Genomic DNA, 17,568 nt, shown 5'->3' with positions numbered 1-17,568 from the left:
TCAGGGAGTGTTTCGAAGGCGTACCGATGACGCCCTAGGCTAGAGCACGCATCGCTCTTGCAGCAGGCACCGGGCCAGGGTTTGAGCTGCCGACAGAATCCGCTCGACCTGTTGGTCCATGTCCGTGCTGGACGGTCCGTCGATGCTCAACTCAAGGACTCGCAGCTTGTGACCACAGACCGACCCCAGCCAGGCGAGGCCTGGGACTGCTTCGACTTCGACATCCAACAAAAAGCAATTTGGACACACTGGACTGAGTAGCTGCTTGGCCTGACAGCGAGAAGTTGTTACCGACTGCATCGGCTTCGCCCCTGACTGCAGCCAGTCGAGCATCAACTCTGCCGGACGCTGGACCGCCAGATAGGCAACCTGGTCCCAGTCGTCTATTGCGACATGCACCTGATCAATGATGTATTTGGGTAACGACGCGCTGATGACAATAACCACCCCGACATCCGCCGAAGGCTCCTTGATCCAGGCTGCTGCTTGCGACATCGCATCCATTGCACTCACTCCCCGATAATCTGCACCCATTTGCACGACCTGATCCTGGAGAGCGAACCTGTCGCCAGGCTCGCTCCTCGATTGTCGTGCGCCGATACATCTCAACCGTTACGGAACAGGAAACTATAGGCATTGAGGGCAGACACTCCACCCAAATGCGCGTAAAGCACTTTTGCCCCCTCAGGGAACTCGCTACGAGTTGGATATCCAAGTGCGTGCAGCGACTTCGATGAATAAATAGTAAGAAAAAAATCTAAAACATGTGTTGCAAGTTGATCGCCGATTAAAAAACATTATTTCGATCTGACCAGTATTTTCGTGGTGTTATTGCTCTCCAGTCATCACCAGCACAATAAAAAAACAACGAAAACCTGATACCTCCCGTGCCCTGCCCCGTGCAGCCTGATCGCACCGACTGCGCGATTCTCAAACCCTTGCAGCGCGATGCACCCATCTCCAACGTCGCACTGACCGACACAGTGAAATTGAGCGCCCCGGCGTGCCTGAGACGTGTCGAACGGCTCAAGCAGGCAGGGCTGATCAGGGGCATCGTCGCGCGGTTGGACAATTCATGGGGATGCGCCAGATGCCGTCTTCGCTCTGAATCAGATCAACCCCAGGCTCAGCGCCTTGAGTGTGGCCGCTGCACGAGTGGTGCATTGCAGTTTGCGGAACATGCTTTCGACGTGAGTGCGCACCGTACTCGGGCTGATGCCAAGCTGACGCGCCACTTCCTTGTTGCTGCCGCCCTCACTGATGCAGCGCAAGATTTGTGTTTCACGTTCGGAGAGTGGGCTGCTGCTTGCTCTGGAGACGGCCATGGCGCGCCTGCCCTTCTCGCTCAAGCCGGGTTGCCGCGGTGGCTGGCTGCGCAATGCTTGCAAGGTCAGTGTTGCAACCCGCAGCCGATAGCGGACCTGCACTGCATCACCTTCGAAGCCGCGGACGTAGCCGCGGCCATCGAGCCGCTCATAAGACTGCACCGCCCCCTGAGCTGCCAACGAGCACCCAACAGCCTGGCCACAGGCGCGCGATGTCCAATGAGGCACCCCCGCGTTCTTTTCAAAACCGTCGTCTGGAAGTGCTCCAGGAATGAGCCAGACATGATGAGCCGCCATGACGTGGCTCTCGGCATTGCTTGACAGGCAACTAAAACCGTTCAGGTCCATCATGCTCAGCTCCTGGTTATTTTATTCAGCTTGTTCGACAGGTCCGCTGCTTAATCTTAGGTAGATTCAATAAAAAGCGTGTTGCATCTTTTCAATAAAATACGAAACAATATTTTGCCAATGATCATAAAAACGATTTTTATTGCAAATAAATTAGAAGTCACGCAATAAAAATAACTTGGCGCCTGCCCAAGCTTTATTCCACCCGCGCGCACGTGAACCTGCCGAAACCAACGATGCTGCCAAGCGATTGAAACAAAAGACTTATTCGACTTAGCCTCCAATCCACCCCAGCGTCAGGGCTTTGAGGGTCGCAGCCGCGCCACCTGCCGACATGTCGTTTCCTCCGGGCATTCGATTGAACATTATTCACCGCCTCGGATAAATGACCGATACCTCAGCCGCCGAGTATTGCTGAAACTGCGCTCACCCCACACAGGAGATCGCATCATGTTCAAACCCAAGGCCCTTGCCCTCACACTCGCCATGACCTGTTCATTGTTCGGCGGCGCGGTCCATGCCGCGGCGCAGCAACCTGCTGTCGTCATCGTCCATGGCGCTTTCGCCGACGGATCCGATTGGGGCAAGGTCGTCCCGCTGCTGCAGGCGGAAGGCATCAAGGTCACCGTGGTACAAAACCCGCTGACCTCGCTGGCTGACGATGTCGCCGCCACGCAGCGTGTCCTGAACAACCAGGAGAACGATGTCGTATTGGTCGGCCACTCCTGGGGCGGTACCGTCATCAGCGAGGCTGGCACCGACAAGAAAGTACGCAGCCTGGTGTACGTCGCCGCGTTCGCTCCGGATGCCGGTCAAGCCAGTAAAGACCTGGGCAAGGACTACCCTGCTCCGTCCGGCGTGAAAGACATCGCCGCCGACAAAAACGGTTTCTTGTACATGACCGCCGAGGGCATGGCCACCGGTTTTGCCCAGGATCTTTCCGCAGAGCAAACCGCGGTAATGGCCGCGACGCAAGGGCCGATCCGCGCCTCGGCATTCGATGACAAAACCAGCGCCGCCGCCTGGAAAGGCAAGCCATCCTGGTACGTCGTGGCCAAGGAAGACCGGATGATCCAGCCTGATCTGCAGCGAGCTTTCGCCAAGAAGATCGGTGCCAAGGTCACCGAAATCGACGCCAGCCACGTGCCGCAACAGTCACGCCCGGCAGATGTTGCAAAAGTCATCATCCAGGCTGTTCAGAAGAGCCAATAATTTCAGGCCTCTTCTGCGCCGGGATCGAGGGAAGTGCTGCGTCAGGATGGATTGCCACCGGTCTCAGGACAGGGTGGCGGAAGCTCGGACGCAACGCACTTCCCTCGCAGCAGTCATCACATCTGGCGAGATTGAGCTTCGCCTCCTGCTACCCAGCCGCCGGCAAACATCCGTTGGAACCTTTTGCCCCCCTGCCGTCACTCATTGCCCAGCAAACAAAACGGCAGTCGATTGACCCGTCATCGTGCCCGGCTTCCCCTATCAATACCCTAGCGAGATTCACCGCATGTTCTCCCCAGCAATGATTTTGCACCTCGATCTACGCTTGAACCTGGCGAGCGATACCACCCCGACCAAGGAACCTCGCTCATGCCTATGAATTGCGCACGGAATAAACACCATTTCGATTTCATCGTCTGTGGCGCGGGAACCGCCGGCTCCGTCGTGGCCGGACGACTGGCCGAGAATCCCGAGGTGGAAGTGTTGCTCATCGAGGCGGGAGGCAGCGATGACCACCCCCACGTGCTGGAACCGGGGAATTGGCCGCTGAACCTGGGCACCGAGCGCGACTGGAACTTCGTGGGCGCCGCGAACCCTCATCTCAACGACCGGAAAATCCCATTGAATATGGGCCGCGGCTTGGGGGGCGGGTCCAGCGTCAATGTCATGCTGTGGGCCCGCGGCCATAAAAACGACTGGGAAGACTTCGCCGCACTCAGTGGCGACCCGGCGTGGAACTACGCGTCGGTCCTGAAAATTTATCAACGCGTGGAAGACTATCAGGGCACCTGCGATCCGGTGCGTCGCGGCAAGGGCGGACCGGTTCATGTCGCGCCTGTGCGAGACGCCCAACCGATTGCCAACGCCATGATCAGTGCGGCTGCCGGCATGGGTATACCGGCTTTCGAGAACCCGAACGGCGCCATGATGGAAGGCCGCGGAGGTGCAGCCTTGAACGACCTCATCGTCAAGGACGGCCGGCGTAATTCCATTTACCGCGCCTACGTCGCTCCACGCTGTGGTCAGCCCAACCTCACGGTCCTGACTGATACGCTTGTCAGTCGCGTGCTCTTCAGGGACCAACGCGCCATCGGCGTACAAACCATAAAAGATGGGCAGATCGAGTGCTTTTACGCCGATCACGAAGTCATTCTTTCGTTGGGGGCGGTCAACACCCCCAAGGTCCTGATGCAATCAGGCGTGGGGCCGGAGGAGGAACTGCAGCGCCATGGTATTCCGCTCGTCCAGCATCTCCCCGGCGTTGGCGCCAATCATCAGGACCACGTGTCCTTTGCCGTTATTTTCGAATACGCGGCTCCACAGCCGGTGGGTTACGGCGGCTCGGAGGCGACGCTCTACTGGAGCAGCGAAAGCGCTTTGCATCTCCCCGATATGTTCCACTGCCAAGTTGAATTTCCAGTGCCCAGCGCAGAGAACGCCTCACTCGGCGTTCCCGCACATGGCTGGACAATGTTCGCTGGCCTTGCCCATCCGGAAAGTCGCGGCCGGGTCAAGCTCAGCGGCCCGAATGTGACCGATGCCCCCATCATTGAACCCAACACGCTGTCGCATCCGACCGACCGGCGCAACGCGCTGGAAAACATCCGATTTGTCCAGGAACTGGGCGCGCAGGCGCCCTTCAAGGGCTTGGTCAAACGTGAAAGCCTGCCTGGAAAACTCAACACCCAATCGCTCGAACATTACGCTCGCAACGCTGCCGTTACTTACTGGCACCAATGCGGTACGGCAAAAATGGGCCAGGACGCGATGTCCGTGGTCGATGGTCAACTGCGAGTCTATGGAGTCCAGGGCCTGCGCATTGCCGATGCCTCCATCATGCCGCATGTCACGAGCGGCAATACGATGGCTCCGTGCGTCGTGATCGGTGAGCGGGCCGTGGAGGCTATATGGACCACTTACGAGCTTTGAGCGTCAGCAGGCGCCGGTGACTGTGTTCGAGCCGGCCACTCGCCGAGGGCTGCGCCGAACCCTGCGGGAGAACCGGGCCTTGCTTGAATTAACGCGTGTGCGTCAACCCACCCAATGAGTTTTACCACGGTCCTAATCATGATTTCAGATATGCAGAAAAAAACCAGCGTCGCGCACTGGACGGGCAGAGTCCTGGGCGCTCTGGTGGTGTTGGCATTACTTGCCGACGCCGGTGTGAATATTTTCGTGCCCCAAGTTCTCGCAAAAAACATGGAGCTGACCGGATTCCCCGATCACCTCTCCTCTGTCATTGGCAGCATCATCCTGGTTTGCACCGTGCTCTATGTGATTCCGAGAACCGCCGTGTTGGGCGCAATACTGGTGACAGGATTCCTGGGTGGTGCCATTTGCACCCATTTGCGCCTGGGTGAATTGGGCTCCGCCTCGCAGATCATCAGTGGGCTATTGGGCATTGCGGCCTGGGCTTCGCTTTACCTGCGCAGCGATGCCGTCCGTTCCCTGCTGCCATTGGTTGAAAGCAAAGGGCGAATATCACGTTTCTGAACACCAGAGATTTATGGTGCACGCGTGCGATTGCATTGACCTGCCGATCAAACAGCCGCGCAAGTCCAGTCATCAGCTCCTTTGGTTGCCGCATCCAGCCAATTTTTAACGCGCGCCTTCGGGGCGCGTTTTTTTCGGTGCCATCACCCACGGTTTCCGGGACCAGAAGCATCACGCCGCATAACTATGAAGGCGACAAGCAGATGATCATGAATGCGTTAGGCGGTATTCCACTCGGCCGGCCCTAACCTCCAGGAGCAAATGCCCGAGGCGTGCGGAACCGACATGCCTGAAATCGCCACCTACTCGAGAACTAAATTCTGGAAGCGGATGGAATGAGTAGCTTAGGCCCGGTGCAATGGAACCAAACGTTCAGCTTTAACGCCGATAAAGCCCCTAAGGCCGGGCATACCACAGCAGTTTCTGCCCGCCCGCTGACTGAGGTCGTCCGCGACGATATCGATAAAGTCAGCCAGCAAACAGGCATCTGTGCGCAGCACTTGCACCAGCTCCATGACATCGCTCGGAAGCATCGATGCATTATCGCTTTCCGCCCTGTTGATCCACACAACGCACAGCTGATAGGGATGGGCTATCCCACCAAGGGGCTTAATATAAAAGGGAAGAGTTCCATGGTCGGCCCGCTGTTCGGTTTTATTCCGGCAAATCAGCAGCTCAGTGGAAAAGGCAGCACGACACCGGCCGATATGGAAAAAGCGAATCTGCAAATCGAGCGGTGCGTGGAGAGCGGCCACGCGGTTAAGGTGCCTTTGGAACTGCCAGCAGCACGCATGGACTACCTGAAGCAACACAATTTGATAAGACCGCTTGTTCCGCCTGCGTTCGCAAGTACCAGGGAGGATGGGACCACGTTTAACTTCACTGCTGATAAAACCGCAAACGGCACCTATCGAATAGCCATAGACGGTCAGGCTGTTGAAGTGCTGGCACCGAACGTTAAACCTCACGGCAAGCCTGCTCTTCCCTTCACCGCCGACTACGACTTGCTGTTTTTGATGCCGCAATGGGATGACGTCCCGCAACAGAGTCAACGACGAGGCTCGGCAAAACCAGCTGCGCCAAACGAGCAGCCCACCGATCTTGGTATCGCCCACATTCGATCGAAATATGAAAATGTCGCCGTCAAAGAGACGGCGGGTGCCGCCCCGACTGTTGATTATGTCACCCGCCTCGAGGAACGAGTCATTGACGACATCAACCACTCATTACGCGGCGAGTTGAAAACACATCTGAATGTTGATGATCCATCAGACTGGAACCTGGTTCATCATGGCTCGGACGAAGGCAACCCAAGTACAAACATGCACAGTAACCTTCCAGCTACCGTCATTGCTCCGCAAGCACTGGGCGAATTTGGCGCCATTGCAGTCATACCGGACAAGGTCAAGTTAAACGATTTCCTGGAGGAGGCGCGTGATGCTCACGCAAGCGGTCATACAAGCTATGTGCTGGTCGGAAACAGGCGTTGGTTTGATGACGAATTAAAGACTAACGTCGCCAACCGCAGTCAAGAAATCGAGCGCAAGCTCAGTAGTCAGTCGTCGACTCTTTCGCCCCCCGAGACTCGTCGCGGGAGTATAGCGTCCGGCCAAGGCAGCCGGCGTGGCAGTCATATTTCCCAGTCTGATCTGGATTTATTGAAAGTGGTTGCCGAGCAGCGGCGAATTCAGTCCGGTGGATTGACCGGGTAAATCCTCGCCGACTTATACGGTGCAAATTTATCCAGCTGACGTGGGAACCGGCATAACACTATTGGCCACTCATTTGACCGAACCAATTTGCATAAGCGCATGAGGAGAGAAAGCAAATGATACCGGGTGCAAGCAGCTCTCCCGTGTTCCCTGGTCGCTTGCGGCATGGGCAAGCCATCGAGTCTGCCAAAACTTCGGCTCAAACCGAGCACGTCGATAAACTTTCACCCGCACGTTTGAGTAAAGAGACCCTTGATGCTTTTAAGGAGACCTCCCCGGACATGATTCAGTCGGCCATTACCCATATGGCTGCCAACGCCATTGCCGATGGGACGCTGAACCTCTACTCAACTGAGCACAACGAGGCAACATTCAAGCTATTGCTAAGTCAAGGCAATACCAGTCCGGGTGAATTGCTCGTGCATGCAAGAAAGAATGAGCAGCAGCGCTACGACATTTTTGAACTCAAACATAAATCCTACGCATCGGGTCCCACCGAAACCGTCGTGCTCATGGAACGGTCGAAGGAAGCCAACCGTTCGACTGAACCTCATCATGAGGCAAAGGAAAAATCAAAAAAACTCAACCTTCTTTTGTCGAAGCCGGGTGTTGAATCCCGTAAACAGGACCTGCCCAGGCTGAGCGAATATGCTCGAGAGCAGATTGAGAAAATCGATGAACAGTTCGTTGGTCAAAAACTGGATAAACAAGACGTTCGCAAGCAATACCAACGTCTCGTGCAGGAAAACCAGCAATTGCCTGCCGCGGGAAAAAAATCAGAACCTGAGCTATGGAGAAGCGCGATAAATGATGCCAAATTTTTAGAACGTTCTGCCCTATCCGCGCGCCATCAGATGGCCCTTCGTCAGGGCAAAGGTCCACTGGAGGCGAAAGCAATGGCCGCCTTGAGTGCGCTTTACACCCCTATCGGCATGGCACGTAAAGCCCTTAAGTCCAAACAAGAAAAAGTCGATCAGCAGGAACAAGATACCCGGCGCAAACTCGACACATTACCGCCGCAGCGGACCGCTGGAATCGGCGCTTCGCGTCCTAAGCGAAGCAGCCTGGATTCGTTGGCGCTGACCGACATGTCATTGGAAACAGTCAATCGGGCTTCCGATACCAGACTGAGTCGCGTCGAACCCGGCGAACCCGATGATCCAGCGATCAAGGCCGGTGCCGAGGCTTATCAAGCGCTCAGCCCAAAGACCCGTGCGGCGCTCGACGCGATTTTGGAGCTGGTCGACAAGCACGGCGAAGCGGCGTTCTCGGATCTCTCCGAAGAAGCGCGACACTCCCTGGGCGAGTATCGCGATCTGTCCTTCAGACTTTCCTTAATAGACGCCGACGGTGGTGAGTCAAACGACTGGACATCGAACCCTGTGCCAACCCCATAGCCCTGTGACGGCTCCGTAGGGCCATCAAGCACCCACCGAACGACTCGCTTTCATCACCGGATAAAACAGTGTCTGTCCAGAAATCGCACGTGCTCAAACCCGTGCTGCCTATCTCGTATGAGCAGATGGATCGCTTGGTCGCGTCGATACAGCCTACGCTTCTCGAAGAAGCGTTCAGTAGCATCATCGGTATATTGCGAGGTGGAGGCCCCTTAGCGCTGATGGTCTCGCATGCCACGGGCGTTGAACCGGCCTTTTTGCGCTATTACCGGGTCGATCGGAGCGTGATTTGGGACTCGTCGATCCCCCTTCCTCCTCCAGGCAGCAAGGTGTTGCTCTGTGAAGACATCGCTGGCACCGGGCACACCCTGAAGGACTGCCTGGCATTCTTGCAGCGCAGGGGATTGATCGTGAGGGTTTTCACTGTCGGCTTTGACGACCTAAGCGGTATACGCCCCGATTACGGGCTGGACGGGCGAGGGTATTTCTTGCAGTTCCCTTGGGAGCGCCAAGCCCTTACCTGCGCCTATCGCGATCGCTGGATCGACACCGGTGGCGGGCGTACCGGCAGGATGGCCCATGACCATGATTACGACGTGTACGCCATCGACCTCGACGGAATACTGCTTCCAGATATCCCGCTCCAACGTTATGCGGCGGACTTGAGTGCGGCGCTTGGCGAACGCGACCGCCTCGAGCCCTTCAAGCAGCTGCCACCTCTGGGGCGGGTGAAGGCGATTATCACCGGGCGCCCGGAGATGGATCGCGTTCGTACTCAAGCCTGGCTAAGCCAGCACGGCCATGGCGGGACACCGCTGATCATGAGAGATACCCGCTCGTGCAACGACAGCCCAGAACAGGTTGCCCTCTACAAAGCCCGGGCATGCGTACAATTGGGGTGCACGCACTTCGTTGAAAGCGACCCGACACAAGCGATCCTGATCGCGCAGCAAGCGCCTTTGCTGCGGGTCATCTGGTGGGATGCCGGGTGCGGCCGGGGAAGATTGATCGGCGCGGCAGATTGGAAACACGGTACGCCTGGGGCGCCATCCTGAACGCGAAAATGGCGAACACGCCGCTGGTTATCACTGCGGGCCACGCTGGTTATCATCCACAGCAGCGCAACAAACAGAGCAGTGAACAGCTTTGATCGAGGCATCCGGGGTCCGTTTCCATGACAATTGCGAAGCTTTTCTCATCTCTTCGCTTCGGAGAAAATTTTTATTGCACGAGAATCGACGAACCCGGTCGCATAAATATCAGTGCTGTGACTCAGGTTCCACTCTCCGAGTGACGCCGTTTCGCCAGAAAGCCTCCACGCGTTGAACAGACGCAAACAAGGAACGCTCCATGCCCCCACGCTCCGGTCCCGCCTCCGCTTCGCCATTGCCTGAAGACACCGGTTTCGTCCGGGTGCGTGGCGCCCGCGAGCACAACCTCAAGAATGTCGACGTCGACATCCCTCGCGATGCCCTGGTGGTATTCACTGGCGTGTCGGGGTCGGGCAAGTCGTCGCTGGCCTTTTCCACGCTTTATGCCGAAGCCCAGCGCCGTTATTTCGAGTCAGTCGCGCCTTATGCCCGGCGCCTGATCGACCAGGTGGGCGTGCCGGACGTGGACAGTATCGAAGGTCTGCCGCCAGCGGTGGCCTTGCAACAGCAGCGCGGCACGCCCAGCGCGCGATCCTCGGTGGGCAGCGTCACCACCTTGTCGAGCCTGATCCGCATGCTCTACTCCCGAGCGGGTAGCTACCCGGCCGACCAACCGATGCTGTACGCCGAGGATTTCTCGCCCAACACGCCTCAGGGGGCCTGCCAGCAGTGCCACGGCCTGGGCCGGGTCTATGAAGTGACCGAAGCGTCCATGGTGCCGGACCCTTCGTTGACCATCCGCGAACGCGCCGTGGCGGCCTGGCCCATGGCCTGGCAGGGGCAGAACCTGCGAGACATCCTGGTAACCCTGGGTTATGACGTCGACGTTCCTTGGCGCGACCTGCCCAAAAAACAGCGTGACTGGATTCTCTTCACCGAAGAGACCCCCACTGTCCCGGTGTACGCCGGGCTCACCCCGGCCCAGACCCGCGCAGCCCTCAAGCGCAAACTCGAGCCCAGCTATCAAGGCACGTTCAGCGGCGCCCGACGCTACCTGCTGCACACGTTCATGCACTCCCAAAGCGCCCAGATGCGCAAACGCGTGGCGCAATACATGCGCGCCAGCCCTTGCCCGGTGTGCGAAGGTAAACGCCTCAAGCGCCAGGCACTGACGGTGACCTTTGCCGGCCTGGACATTGCCGAACTGTCCCACCTGCCGTTGCTGGAACTGGCCGATGTGCTCAAGGGCGTTGCCGCCCCCGATTATCTGGCACAAGCCGAGGAACCGGGAACAACCCTCACCCACCAGCAAACCCGCGAGGCCCGCGAGCAACGCGCCGCCCGGGGTGAGAATCCCCACGCCGGTGGGCCTGATGCACGCCACACCCACAATCTGTCCCTGGAAAAACGCCTGGCCGCCCAACGCATCGCCACCGAATTGCTGGAGCGCATCGTCACCTTGATCGACCTGGGTCTCGGCTACCTGGCGCTGGAGCGCAGCACACCGACGCTGTCTTCCGGCGAGCTGCAACGCCTGCGCCTGGCAACCCAGCTCAACTCCCAGTTGTTCGGCGTGATCTACGTGTTGGACGAACCCTCCGCTGGCCTGCACCCGGCCGACAGCGAAGCGCTGTTCCAGGCCCTGCAACGCCTCAAGGCCTCGGGTAATTCGGTGTTTGTGGTCGAACACGACCTGGACACCATGCGCCGCGCCGACTGGCTCATCGACGTCGGCCCCGACGCGGGGGAACAAGGCGGAAAAATCCTCTACAGCGGCCCGCCCGCGGGCCTGCGGCAGGTGCCGGAGTCACGCACCCGCGCCTACCTGTTTGCCCAGGACAGCGCTGCGGGGCGCACGCCTCGAACACCCAAGGATTGGCTACGCCTGGAAGGCATCACCCGCAACAATCTGGATAACCTCAGCGCCGCCTTTCCCTTGGGTTGCTTCAGCGCCGTGACCGGCATTTCCGGCTCGGGTAAATCCAGCCTCGTCAGCCAGGCCCTGCTGGACCTGGTGGGTGGCCATCTGGGCCAGGCCAGCCACAACGCCGAAGCCGACGAACAAAGCCTGGAAGATGAACCGCTGCAAACCAGCGGTGGCCACGTCACCGCCGGACTCGAGTCGGTCAAGCGGCTGGTCCAGGTGGACCAGAAACCCATCGGCCGCACCCCGCGCTCCAACCTCGCCACCTACACCGGGCTGTTCGATCACGTACGTAAATTGTTCGCCGCCACGCCTCAGGCGCAGGAACTGGGTTTCGATGCCGGACAGTTCTCCTTCAATGTCGCCAAAGGCCGTTGCGAAACCTGCGAGGGCGAGGGCTTCGTCAGCGTCGAGCTGTTGTTCATGCCCAGCGTGTATGCACCCTGCCCCACGTGCCACGGAGATCGCTACAACCCCCAGACCCTTGAAGTGAACTGGCAGGGGCTGAACATCGCTCAGGTTTTGCAACTGACCGTGAATCAGGCACTGGAGGTGTTTGCCGAGCAGGCGTCGGCGAAGCGCTCACTGCAAGTGCTGCAGGATATCGGGCTGGGTTATCTGCGCCTGGGCCAACCGGCCACGGAACTGTCCGGCGGCGAGGCCCAGCGCATCAAACTGGCCACCGAGCTGCAGCGCAAAGCCCGGGGCGCCACTTTGTACGTGCTGGATGAGCCAACCAACGGCTTGCATCCCCAGGACGTGGATCGCTTGCTGGTGCAGTTGAATCGCCTGGTGGATGAAGGCCACAGCGTGGTTGTGGTGGAGCATGACATGCGCGTGGTGGCGCAGAGTGATTGGGTCATCGACATCGGCCCGGGCGCTGGGAGCCAGGGCGGGAAAGTCGTGGTATGCGGGGCTCCGGCGAAGGTCGCGAAATGCCAGGAAAGTCGAACGGCGGCCTTTCTGGGCAGGGTGCTGCAGCCTGGAGGTTGAAGGGCAACCTGCCTGGCGCACGCCCTGCGGCGAGGGGGTTATCCCCGCTGGCTGCGCAGCCAGCGGGAGCGCTCGTCAAACCGTACGCGAATACTGGACCGTCTGGTCGACGCCCAAGTACGCGTCGAAAGCCATGGCCACGTTGCGCATCATCAATTGCCCCTGGGGCAGCAGCACCAGCGAGTCGGGGTGGATCTCCAGCAGTCCGTCGCGCACCAGCTCCTGAAGCCGGACCAGGGCATCGGCAAAGTACTCGTTGAAACCCACACCGTGACTGATCTGGACCCGGGTGAAATCGATCCGTCCATGGCACATCAACTCGCTGATGACCTCGCGGCGCAACCGGTCATCGTCGCTCAGGCGATAGCCGCGCTGCACCGGCAGCAGGCCTTGATCCAGGCGAGCGTAGTACTGAGAAAGCTCCTTGACGTTCTGACCATAGCTGTCACCGACCTTACCGATCGAAGACACACCCAGGCCGATCAAATCGCAATCGGCATGGGTGGAATACCCCTGGAAGTTGCGTTGCAGCGTGCCCTGGACCCGAGCGCGCACCAACTCGTCGTCCGGCAAGGCGAAATGGTCCATGCCGATGTAGACATAACCGGCTTCGGTCAGACGATTGATGGTCAGTTCCAGCAACTCCAGCTTGCGCTCCGGCGGCGGCATGTCTTCGGGTCGGATCATCCGTTGCGCCCGCACCCGTTGCGGCAGATGCGCATAGCTGTAGGCGGCGATCCGGTCAGGACGCAGGGCGATGATCTTGCTCAGGGTCACATCGAAACTGGCGATGGTTTGCAGCGGCAAGCCGTAGATCAGATCGACACTGACGGACTTGAAACGCGCCAGCCGGGCCGCCTCCACCAACTCGACGACCTGGGCCTCGCTCTGCACCCGATTGACCGCGGCTTGCACCTGGGCATCGAAATCCTGGACGCCGAAGCTCAGGCGATTGAACCCCAGCTGGCGCAGCCCCTGGATCTGTTGGGCATCGATGGTCCGCGGATCGACCTCGATGGAAAACTCATGGGCGTCACTGTCGTCCATGTCGAACGCCTGGTGCAGGCACTCCATCAGATCGGCCAGTTGCTCATGGGTCAGATAGGTCGGCGTGCCACCGCCCAGGTGCAGTTGCGTCAGTTTGCGCGAACGGTCGAACAACGCCGCCTGCAGGCCGATCTCACGCTTGAGGTAAGTCAGGTATTCAGCGGCGCGATGAGTCTTGCGAGTAATGATTTTGTTGCACGCGCAGTAGTAGCAAAGGCTCTGGCAGAACGGAATATGGATGTAGACCGACAAGGGTTTGGGCACCGGGGCCTGGTTGCTCAGCTCGGCGGCCTGGCGGTACTCATCCATGGCAAAGGCCTGATGGAACTGCGGGGCCGTCGGATAGGAGGTATAGCGCGGCCCCGGACGGTCGTACTTCTCGACCAGGGCGCGATTGAAAGCGGATACAGCATTCATGATGGGGTCAACCTGTCAAAGGGGCCGGTCAAAGTGCCTGCGTCGTCGGGAACTGGATCGAACAGATTGCAGATCGCATCCACACTCAGGCGCCCGGCGGGCAAGATGCCGATAAAACGGCTGGTCAATTCGATCAAACCCTGGCTGCGCAATACCTCCAACTGCGGCCAGATGGACGCGAAATAATCGCGCAACACCACGCCGAAACGCGCTTCCATGGCCGGGATATCCAGCTCCAGGTCGCAGGCAAGTTGCTCGGTCACCGCGGCCCTGAGCAGGTCCTGCGCTTCACAGCGCCAGCCGCGACACACAGGCAACTGCCCGGCGTCCAGCTGCTGGCAGTACTCCAGCAGGTCATCGGTGTTCTGCACGTACAAGTGTTCGATCTGGGTGATGGCCGACAGGCCGAAACCCAGGTGGTCACAGCAACCGCGTCGGGTGAAACCCTGGCAATTGCGATGCAGGCGCCCGTGTTCTTGTGCGACGGCCAGGTCATCGTCCGCCCTGACGAACTGCCCCAGCCCGATGTAGTGATACCCCGCCCCGGTCAGTTGCTCGCAACAGATTTGGCGCATGGTGTCTGTATCGGCCTGGCTGCTGAAGGCATCCGCCGCTTGGTGTTTTTTCGAACGATAGCGATACGGCGCATGGGCGTAGTCGAACACATGCAGCCGGTCGGGCTCCAGTTCGATCAGCGTGGCCAGTTTGCGCGCGAAGCTGTGGGGCGTTTGCCAGGAATGGCCATAACCGAGATCGATGTTGATGGAACGGAAACCGAAGGTGCGCGCGGCATCGATCAGCGAATGAATCGGTGCCGGGTTCTGATAGCAATCCACGGACAAATCGCTGTCCAGGCCAATGTCTGGCACACCGATGCTGACGTGGGTGAACCCTTGGTCGCGAATCAGCCCCATGGTGGACCAGTCGGTGTGATGCAGGTCGACCTCGATGCTGTGTTCGGCGCTGTCGTATTCACAGAACTCGAAACGTTTGCGCAGGTCATCCATCAGCCGCTGCAAATGGGCGATCACCGGCGTACCGCCAGTCAGGCAGAACGCCTCGACCCGACGCCCTGCGCCCAAGTGACAACCGACCAGTCCGATTTCATAGGTCAGGTGTTGCAGATAGCCCTCGATCTCGCCACACCGGCACACGCTCGCCAGGGGCGAACACGATGACAAACGCAAGCGCGAAGGCAGATGCACCGCCAGGGACAGCGGCCGCCGTTTATGGCGGCTGTCGCGCAACTCCCGAAGCAGATCGAGCGAGCCAACCCCCGTATGGAATTTGCGCGTACCGACCGGGCAATCGACATCAGCCACCGCCGGGGTACGGCGCGGGGCTCTATCACCGGGGGTGTGGAACAGGTCAAACATGACAATCTCCGAATGGCTGCGCAGGCACAGTGTCGGACTTGTCCCGGTGGGTCGCCTTGACCTGTATCAAGCGCCTTGCATACGTCCCGCAACCGCTCACCAGGTCAGGTAAAACATCCCCTTGGCCAACAGCACGATTGCCAGCAGATGAATGAACACGCTGGTATGGATGATCTGCACGTAACGGGCGTTCATGCGGGCGCTTCTGAACAGCCACATGGCCCAGAGGAAATGCCCGAGTACGCTGCCCGCCAAGGCTATTTTCAGGCCCAGCAGCAACCCGAAAGAAGACTCCCATGGCGCGGAAAGCGTCGGCCAGTACCGCAGCCAGACCATGGCAGCGCCGGCACCGAACAGCGTCAGCAACACCCAGGGCATCAACTGCCGGGCACGCCGGCTGATGCCCTGTTCCAGCAGCACCATGACTTTGGCGGGCAGCTGTTTGCGGATGCTCTCCAGGAACAGCACCTCGAAGAACACCGTGCCAATGAAAACCAGCGCGGCAAACAGGTGCAATGTCAGGAATAGCGGATAGCTCATGGGCTCCTCGGTCGCCCCTGAATCATCGGGCGATGGTTTAGTCGAGGTTATCCCGCGGCTTCGGATTGGGGGTTGATGCCAATCAAGGAAATCCGATACCGCACCTGTGGGAGCGAGCCTGCTCGCGATAGCGTCGGTTCGGCTTGCATCCCATCGACTGACACACCGCTATCGCGAGCAGGCTCGCTCCCACAAGGGTTGTGCAACCCAAAAAGCGTCAACAGAACGTTATCTGTTGCTGAAGTCGTTCCGACCGTTGATCAGTCCGTTCGTTTTTTTGACGCTCAGCCGATATGCGGTCACAACTTTTGCGCTCCTGCGGGTCATAACACGGTGGCCGCCGATGGAATATTGGCTTCTACCGTGGTTCCAGCCCGATACGGAGATAAGCTCATGATTTTCAACGTACAAAATTTTGGCGCCAAAGGAGATGGCATCACCGACGACACGGCGGCAATACAAAGTGCCATTGATGCGGCGGCTGCCGCAGGCGGCGGGCAGGTGTACATGCCGACCGGGACTTACATCGTTTCGGCCGGCGAGGAACCCTCCGACGGTTGCCTGATGCTCAAGAGCAACGTCTATTTGTACGGCGACGGCATGGGCGAAACCACCGTCAAGGTGGCCGACGGCTCCGACACCAAGATCACCGGCATCATCCGCTCGGCCTACGGTGAAGAAACCCACGATTTCGGCGTCAGCCATCTCACCATCGACGGCAATCGCGACAACACCACAGGCAAGATCGACGGCTGGTTCAACGGCTACATTCCCGGCGAAGAAGGCTACGACTCCAACGTCACCCTCGACAGCGTCGAGATCAAGGATTGCTCCGGGTACGGCTTCGACCCCCACGAGCAGACCGTCAACATGGTCATCAAGAACAGCGTGTCCCACGGCAACGGCCTGGACGGTTTTGTTGCTGACTTCCTCAGTGACAGCACCTTTGAAAACAACGTCGCCTACGACAATGACCGCCATGGTTTCAACGTTGTCACCAGCACCCACGACTTCACCCTCACCAATAACGTTGCCTACAACAACGGCGGCAACGGTATCGTGGTGCAGCGCGGCAGCGAGGACATCCCCTCCCCCAGCAACATCACCATCACCGGCGGCGAGGTGTATGGCAACGGCGGCGAAGGCGTACTGATCAAGCTGTCCAGCGACGTCACCGTCAGCGGCGTCGACATCCACGACAACGCCAGCGCCGGGATCCGCATCTACGGCAGCAACCACGTTGAAGTCATCGACAACACCCTCAACAACAACTCCCTGGGCAATCCGGTACCGGAAATCATCATCCAGTCCTACGACGACACCCTGGGCGTGTCCGGTCGCTACTTCAACGGCAGCGACAACCTGATCCAGGGCAACATCATCAGCGGCAGCGACCTGTCGACCTACGGCGTTGCCGAACGCAACGAAGACGGCACCGACCGCAATGCGATCATCGCCAACACCATCAGTCACACCAGTAAGGGCGCAACGCTGGTCTATGGCGACGGCAGCTATGTCAGCGCCACGGTACCGGTGACCACCGTGCAAGGTACCGCCGGCAACGACACCTTGCTGGGCAGCGCCGCCAACGAGATTTTCTACGGCGGTGCCGGCAATGACACCATCAATGGCGGCGCGGGTGACGACATCCTGGTGGGTGGCGCGGGCATCGACAGACTGACTGGCGGCACCG

The 17,568-nt window shown here is 59.1% G+C and carries 13 protein-coding genes and 2 pseudogenes; 9 read left to right on the top strand and 6 right to left on the bottom strand.

The genetic code is table 11. The features are described from left to right. Positions 1–39 precede the first annotated feature (39 nt). Together GSM73_RS09435 and GSM73_RS09430 are read right to left on the bottom strand one after the other, a co-directional pair. On the bottom strand, positions 40–534 hold the full coding sequence (locus GSM73_RS09435) for a transketolase (RefSeq protein WP_306110012.1): 495 nt from the start codon (positions 532–534) through the stop codon (positions 40–42). 71 nt (positions 535–605) lie between these two features. Beyond that, a pseudogene (locus GSM73_RS09430) lies at positions 606–743 on the bottom strand (1-aminocyclopropane-1-carboxylate deaminase); the annotation flags it as partial. Positions 744–875: 132 nt separating this feature from the next. Here GSM73_RS09430 and GSM73_RS09425 point away from each other — a divergent pair. Then, positions 876–1,070: pseudogene (locus tag GSM73_RS09425) on the top strand (Lrp/AsnC family transcriptional regulator); the annotation flags it as partial. Positions 1,071–1,109: 39 nt separating this feature from the next. On the opposite strand, the gene GSM73_RS09420 reads toward GSM73_RS09425, so the two are convergent. Continuing rightward, a complete protein-coding gene (locus GSM73_RS09420) occupies positions 1,110–1,676 on the bottom strand; it encodes a LuxR C-terminal-related transcriptional regulator (protein ID WP_107322380.1) in 567 nt (188 codons plus the stop codon). Between the two features lie 447 nt (positions 1,677–2,123). Here GSM73_RS09420 and GSM73_RS09415 point away from each other — a divergent pair, with 447 nt between their 5' ends. The 7 genes from GSM73_RS09415 to GSM73_RS09385 all read left to right on the top strand — a co-directional run bounded on the left by GSM73_RS09415 (position 2,124) and on the right by GSM73_RS09385 (position 12,495). Beyond that, a complete protein-coding gene (locus GSM73_RS09415; protein ID WP_160892281.1) occupies positions 2,124–2,885 on the top strand; it encodes an alpha/beta hydrolase in 762 nt (253 codons plus the stop codon). Between the two features lie 369 nt (positions 2,886–3,254). After that, complete coding sequence (locus GSM73_RS09410; RefSeq protein WP_223194325.1) at positions 3,255–4,814, top strand: GMC family oxidoreductase; 1,560 nt, start codon at positions 3,255–3,257, stop codon at positions 4,812–4,814. A 114-nt stretch (positions 4,815–4,928) separates the two neighbouring features. Beyond that, on the top strand, positions 4,929–5,378 hold the full coding sequence (locus GSM73_RS09405; RefSeq protein ID WP_218575656.1) for a DoxX family protein: 450 nt from the start codon (positions 4,929–4,931) through the stop codon (positions 5,376–5,378). Between the two features lie 335 nt (positions 5,379–5,713). Next, the gene (locus GSM73_RS09400; RefSeq protein ID WP_160892279.1) at positions 5,714–7,090 is read left to right on the top strand and encodes an anthrax toxin-like adenylyl cyclase domain-containing protein; all 1,377 of its coding nucleotides are present in this window, start codon (positions 5,714–5,716) and stop codon (positions 7,088–7,090) included. A 116-nt stretch (positions 7,091–7,206) separates the two neighbouring features. Continuing rightward, the gene (locus tag GSM73_RS09395; RefSeq protein WP_160892277.1) at positions 7,207–8,487 is read left to right on the top strand and encodes a hypothetical protein; all 1,281 of its coding nucleotides are present in this window, start codon (positions 7,207–7,209) and stop codon (positions 8,485–8,487) included. Between the two features lie 68 nt (positions 8,488–8,555). Beyond that, a complete protein-coding gene (locus tag GSM73_RS09390) occupies positions 8,556–9,542 on the top strand; it encodes a phosphoribosyltransferase (protein ID WP_281459179.1) in 987 nt (328 codons plus the stop codon). A gap of 295 nt (positions 9,543–9,837) precedes the next feature. Continuing rightward, positions 9,838–12,495 (top strand): excinuclease ABC subunit UvrA, encoded by a 2,658-nt coding sequence (locus tag GSM73_RS09385; RefSeq protein WP_160892275.1) that lies wholly within the window; start codon positions 9,838–9,840, stop codon positions 12,493–12,495. 75 nt (positions 12,496–12,570) lie between these two features. Here the strand turns inward: GSM73_RS09385 and hemN are convergent, their stop codons facing one another. The 3 genes from hemN to GSM73_RS09370 all read right to left on the bottom strand — a co-directional run bounded on the left by hemN (position 12,571) and on the right by GSM73_RS09370 (position 15,875). Then, the gene (gene hemN, locus GSM73_RS09380) at positions 12,571–13,959 is read right to left on the bottom strand and encodes an oxygen-independent coproporphyrinogen III oxidase (protein WP_076384477.1); all 1,389 of its coding nucleotides are present in this window, start codon (positions 13,957–13,959) and stop codon (positions 12,571–12,573) included. Beyond that, positions 13,956–15,335, bottom strand: a complete 1,380-nt coding sequence (locus GSM73_RS09375) for a coproporphyrinogen III oxidase (RefSeq protein WP_160892273.1) — start codon at positions 15,333–15,335, stop codon at positions 13,956–13,958. The genes hemN and GSM73_RS09375 overlap by 4 nt, the downstream gene beginning before the upstream one ends. 96 nt (positions 15,336–15,431) lie before the next feature. After that, positions 15,432–15,875 (bottom strand): CopD family copper resistance protein, encoded by a 444-nt coding sequence (locus GSM73_RS09370; RefSeq protein WP_047225813.1) that lies wholly within the window; start codon positions 15,873–15,875, stop codon positions 15,432–15,434. A gap of 393 nt (positions 15,876–16,268) precedes the next feature. On the opposite strand from GSM73_RS09370, the gene GSM73_RS27145 reads away from it, so the two are divergent. Continuing rightward, positions 16,269–17,568: right-handed parallel beta-helix repeat-containing protein (locus tag GSM73_RS27145; RefSeq protein WP_256676798.1), on the top strand; the 1,300-nt coding region annotated here is incomplete at its 3' end.

Origin of the sequence: Pseudomonas sp. PICF6, from assembly GCF_009831705.1 — a bacterium.
Taxonomy (GTDB): Bacteria; Pseudomonadota; Gammaproteobacteria; order Pseudomonadales; family Pseudomonadaceae; genus Aquipseudomonas; species Aquipseudomonas rhizophila.
Note: the sequence above shows the minus strand (reverse complement) of the source record. Positions and strands in the feature narration are given on the sequence as shown.

Bases quoted from the DNA above. Each gene is read 5' to 3' on its own strand.
- GSM73_RS09395 (WP_160892277.1), top strand. From the start codon at position 7,207: ATGATACCGGGTGCAAGCAGCTCTCCCGTGTTCCCTGGTCGCTTGCGG.
- hemN (WP_076384477.1), bottom strand. From the start codon at position 13,959: ATGAATGCTGTATCCGCTTTCAATCGCGCCCTGGTCGAGAAGTACGAC.
- GSM73_RS09420 (WP_107322380.1), bottom strand. From the start codon at position 1,676: ATGATGGACCTGAACGGTTTTAGTTGCCTGTCAAGCAATGCCGAGAGC.
- GSM73_RS09375 (WP_160892273.1), bottom strand. From the start codon at position 15,335: ATGTTTGACCTGTTCCACACCCCCGGTGATAGAGCCCCGCGCCGTACC.
- GSM73_RS09435 (WP_306110012.1), bottom strand. From the start codon at position 534: ATGGGTGCAGATTATCGGGGAGTGAGTGCAATGGATGCGATGTCGCAA.
- GSM73_RS09400 (WP_160892279.1), top strand. From the start codon at position 5,714: ATGAGTAGCTTAGGCCCGGTGCAATGGAACCAAACGTTCAGCTTTAAC.
- GSM73_RS09415 (WP_160892281.1), top strand. From the start codon at position 2,124: ATGTTCAAACCCAAGGCCCTTGCCCTCACACTCGCCATGACCTGTTCA.
- GSM73_RS09370 (WP_047225813.1), bottom strand. From the start codon at position 15,875: ATGAGCTATCCGCTATTCCTGACATTGCACCTGTTTGCCGCGCTGGTT.
- GSM73_RS09405 (WP_218575656.1), top strand. From the start codon at position 4,929: ATGAGTTTTACCACGGTCCTAATCATGATTTCAGATATGCAGAAAAAA.
- GSM73_RS09385 (WP_160892275.1), top strand. From the start codon at position 9,838: ATGCCCCCACGCTCCGGTCCCGCCTCCGCTTCGCCATTGCCTGAAGAC.
- GSM73_RS09410 (WP_223194325.1), top strand. From the start codon at position 3,255: ATGCCTATGAATTGCGCACGGAATAAACACCATTTCGATTTCATCGTC.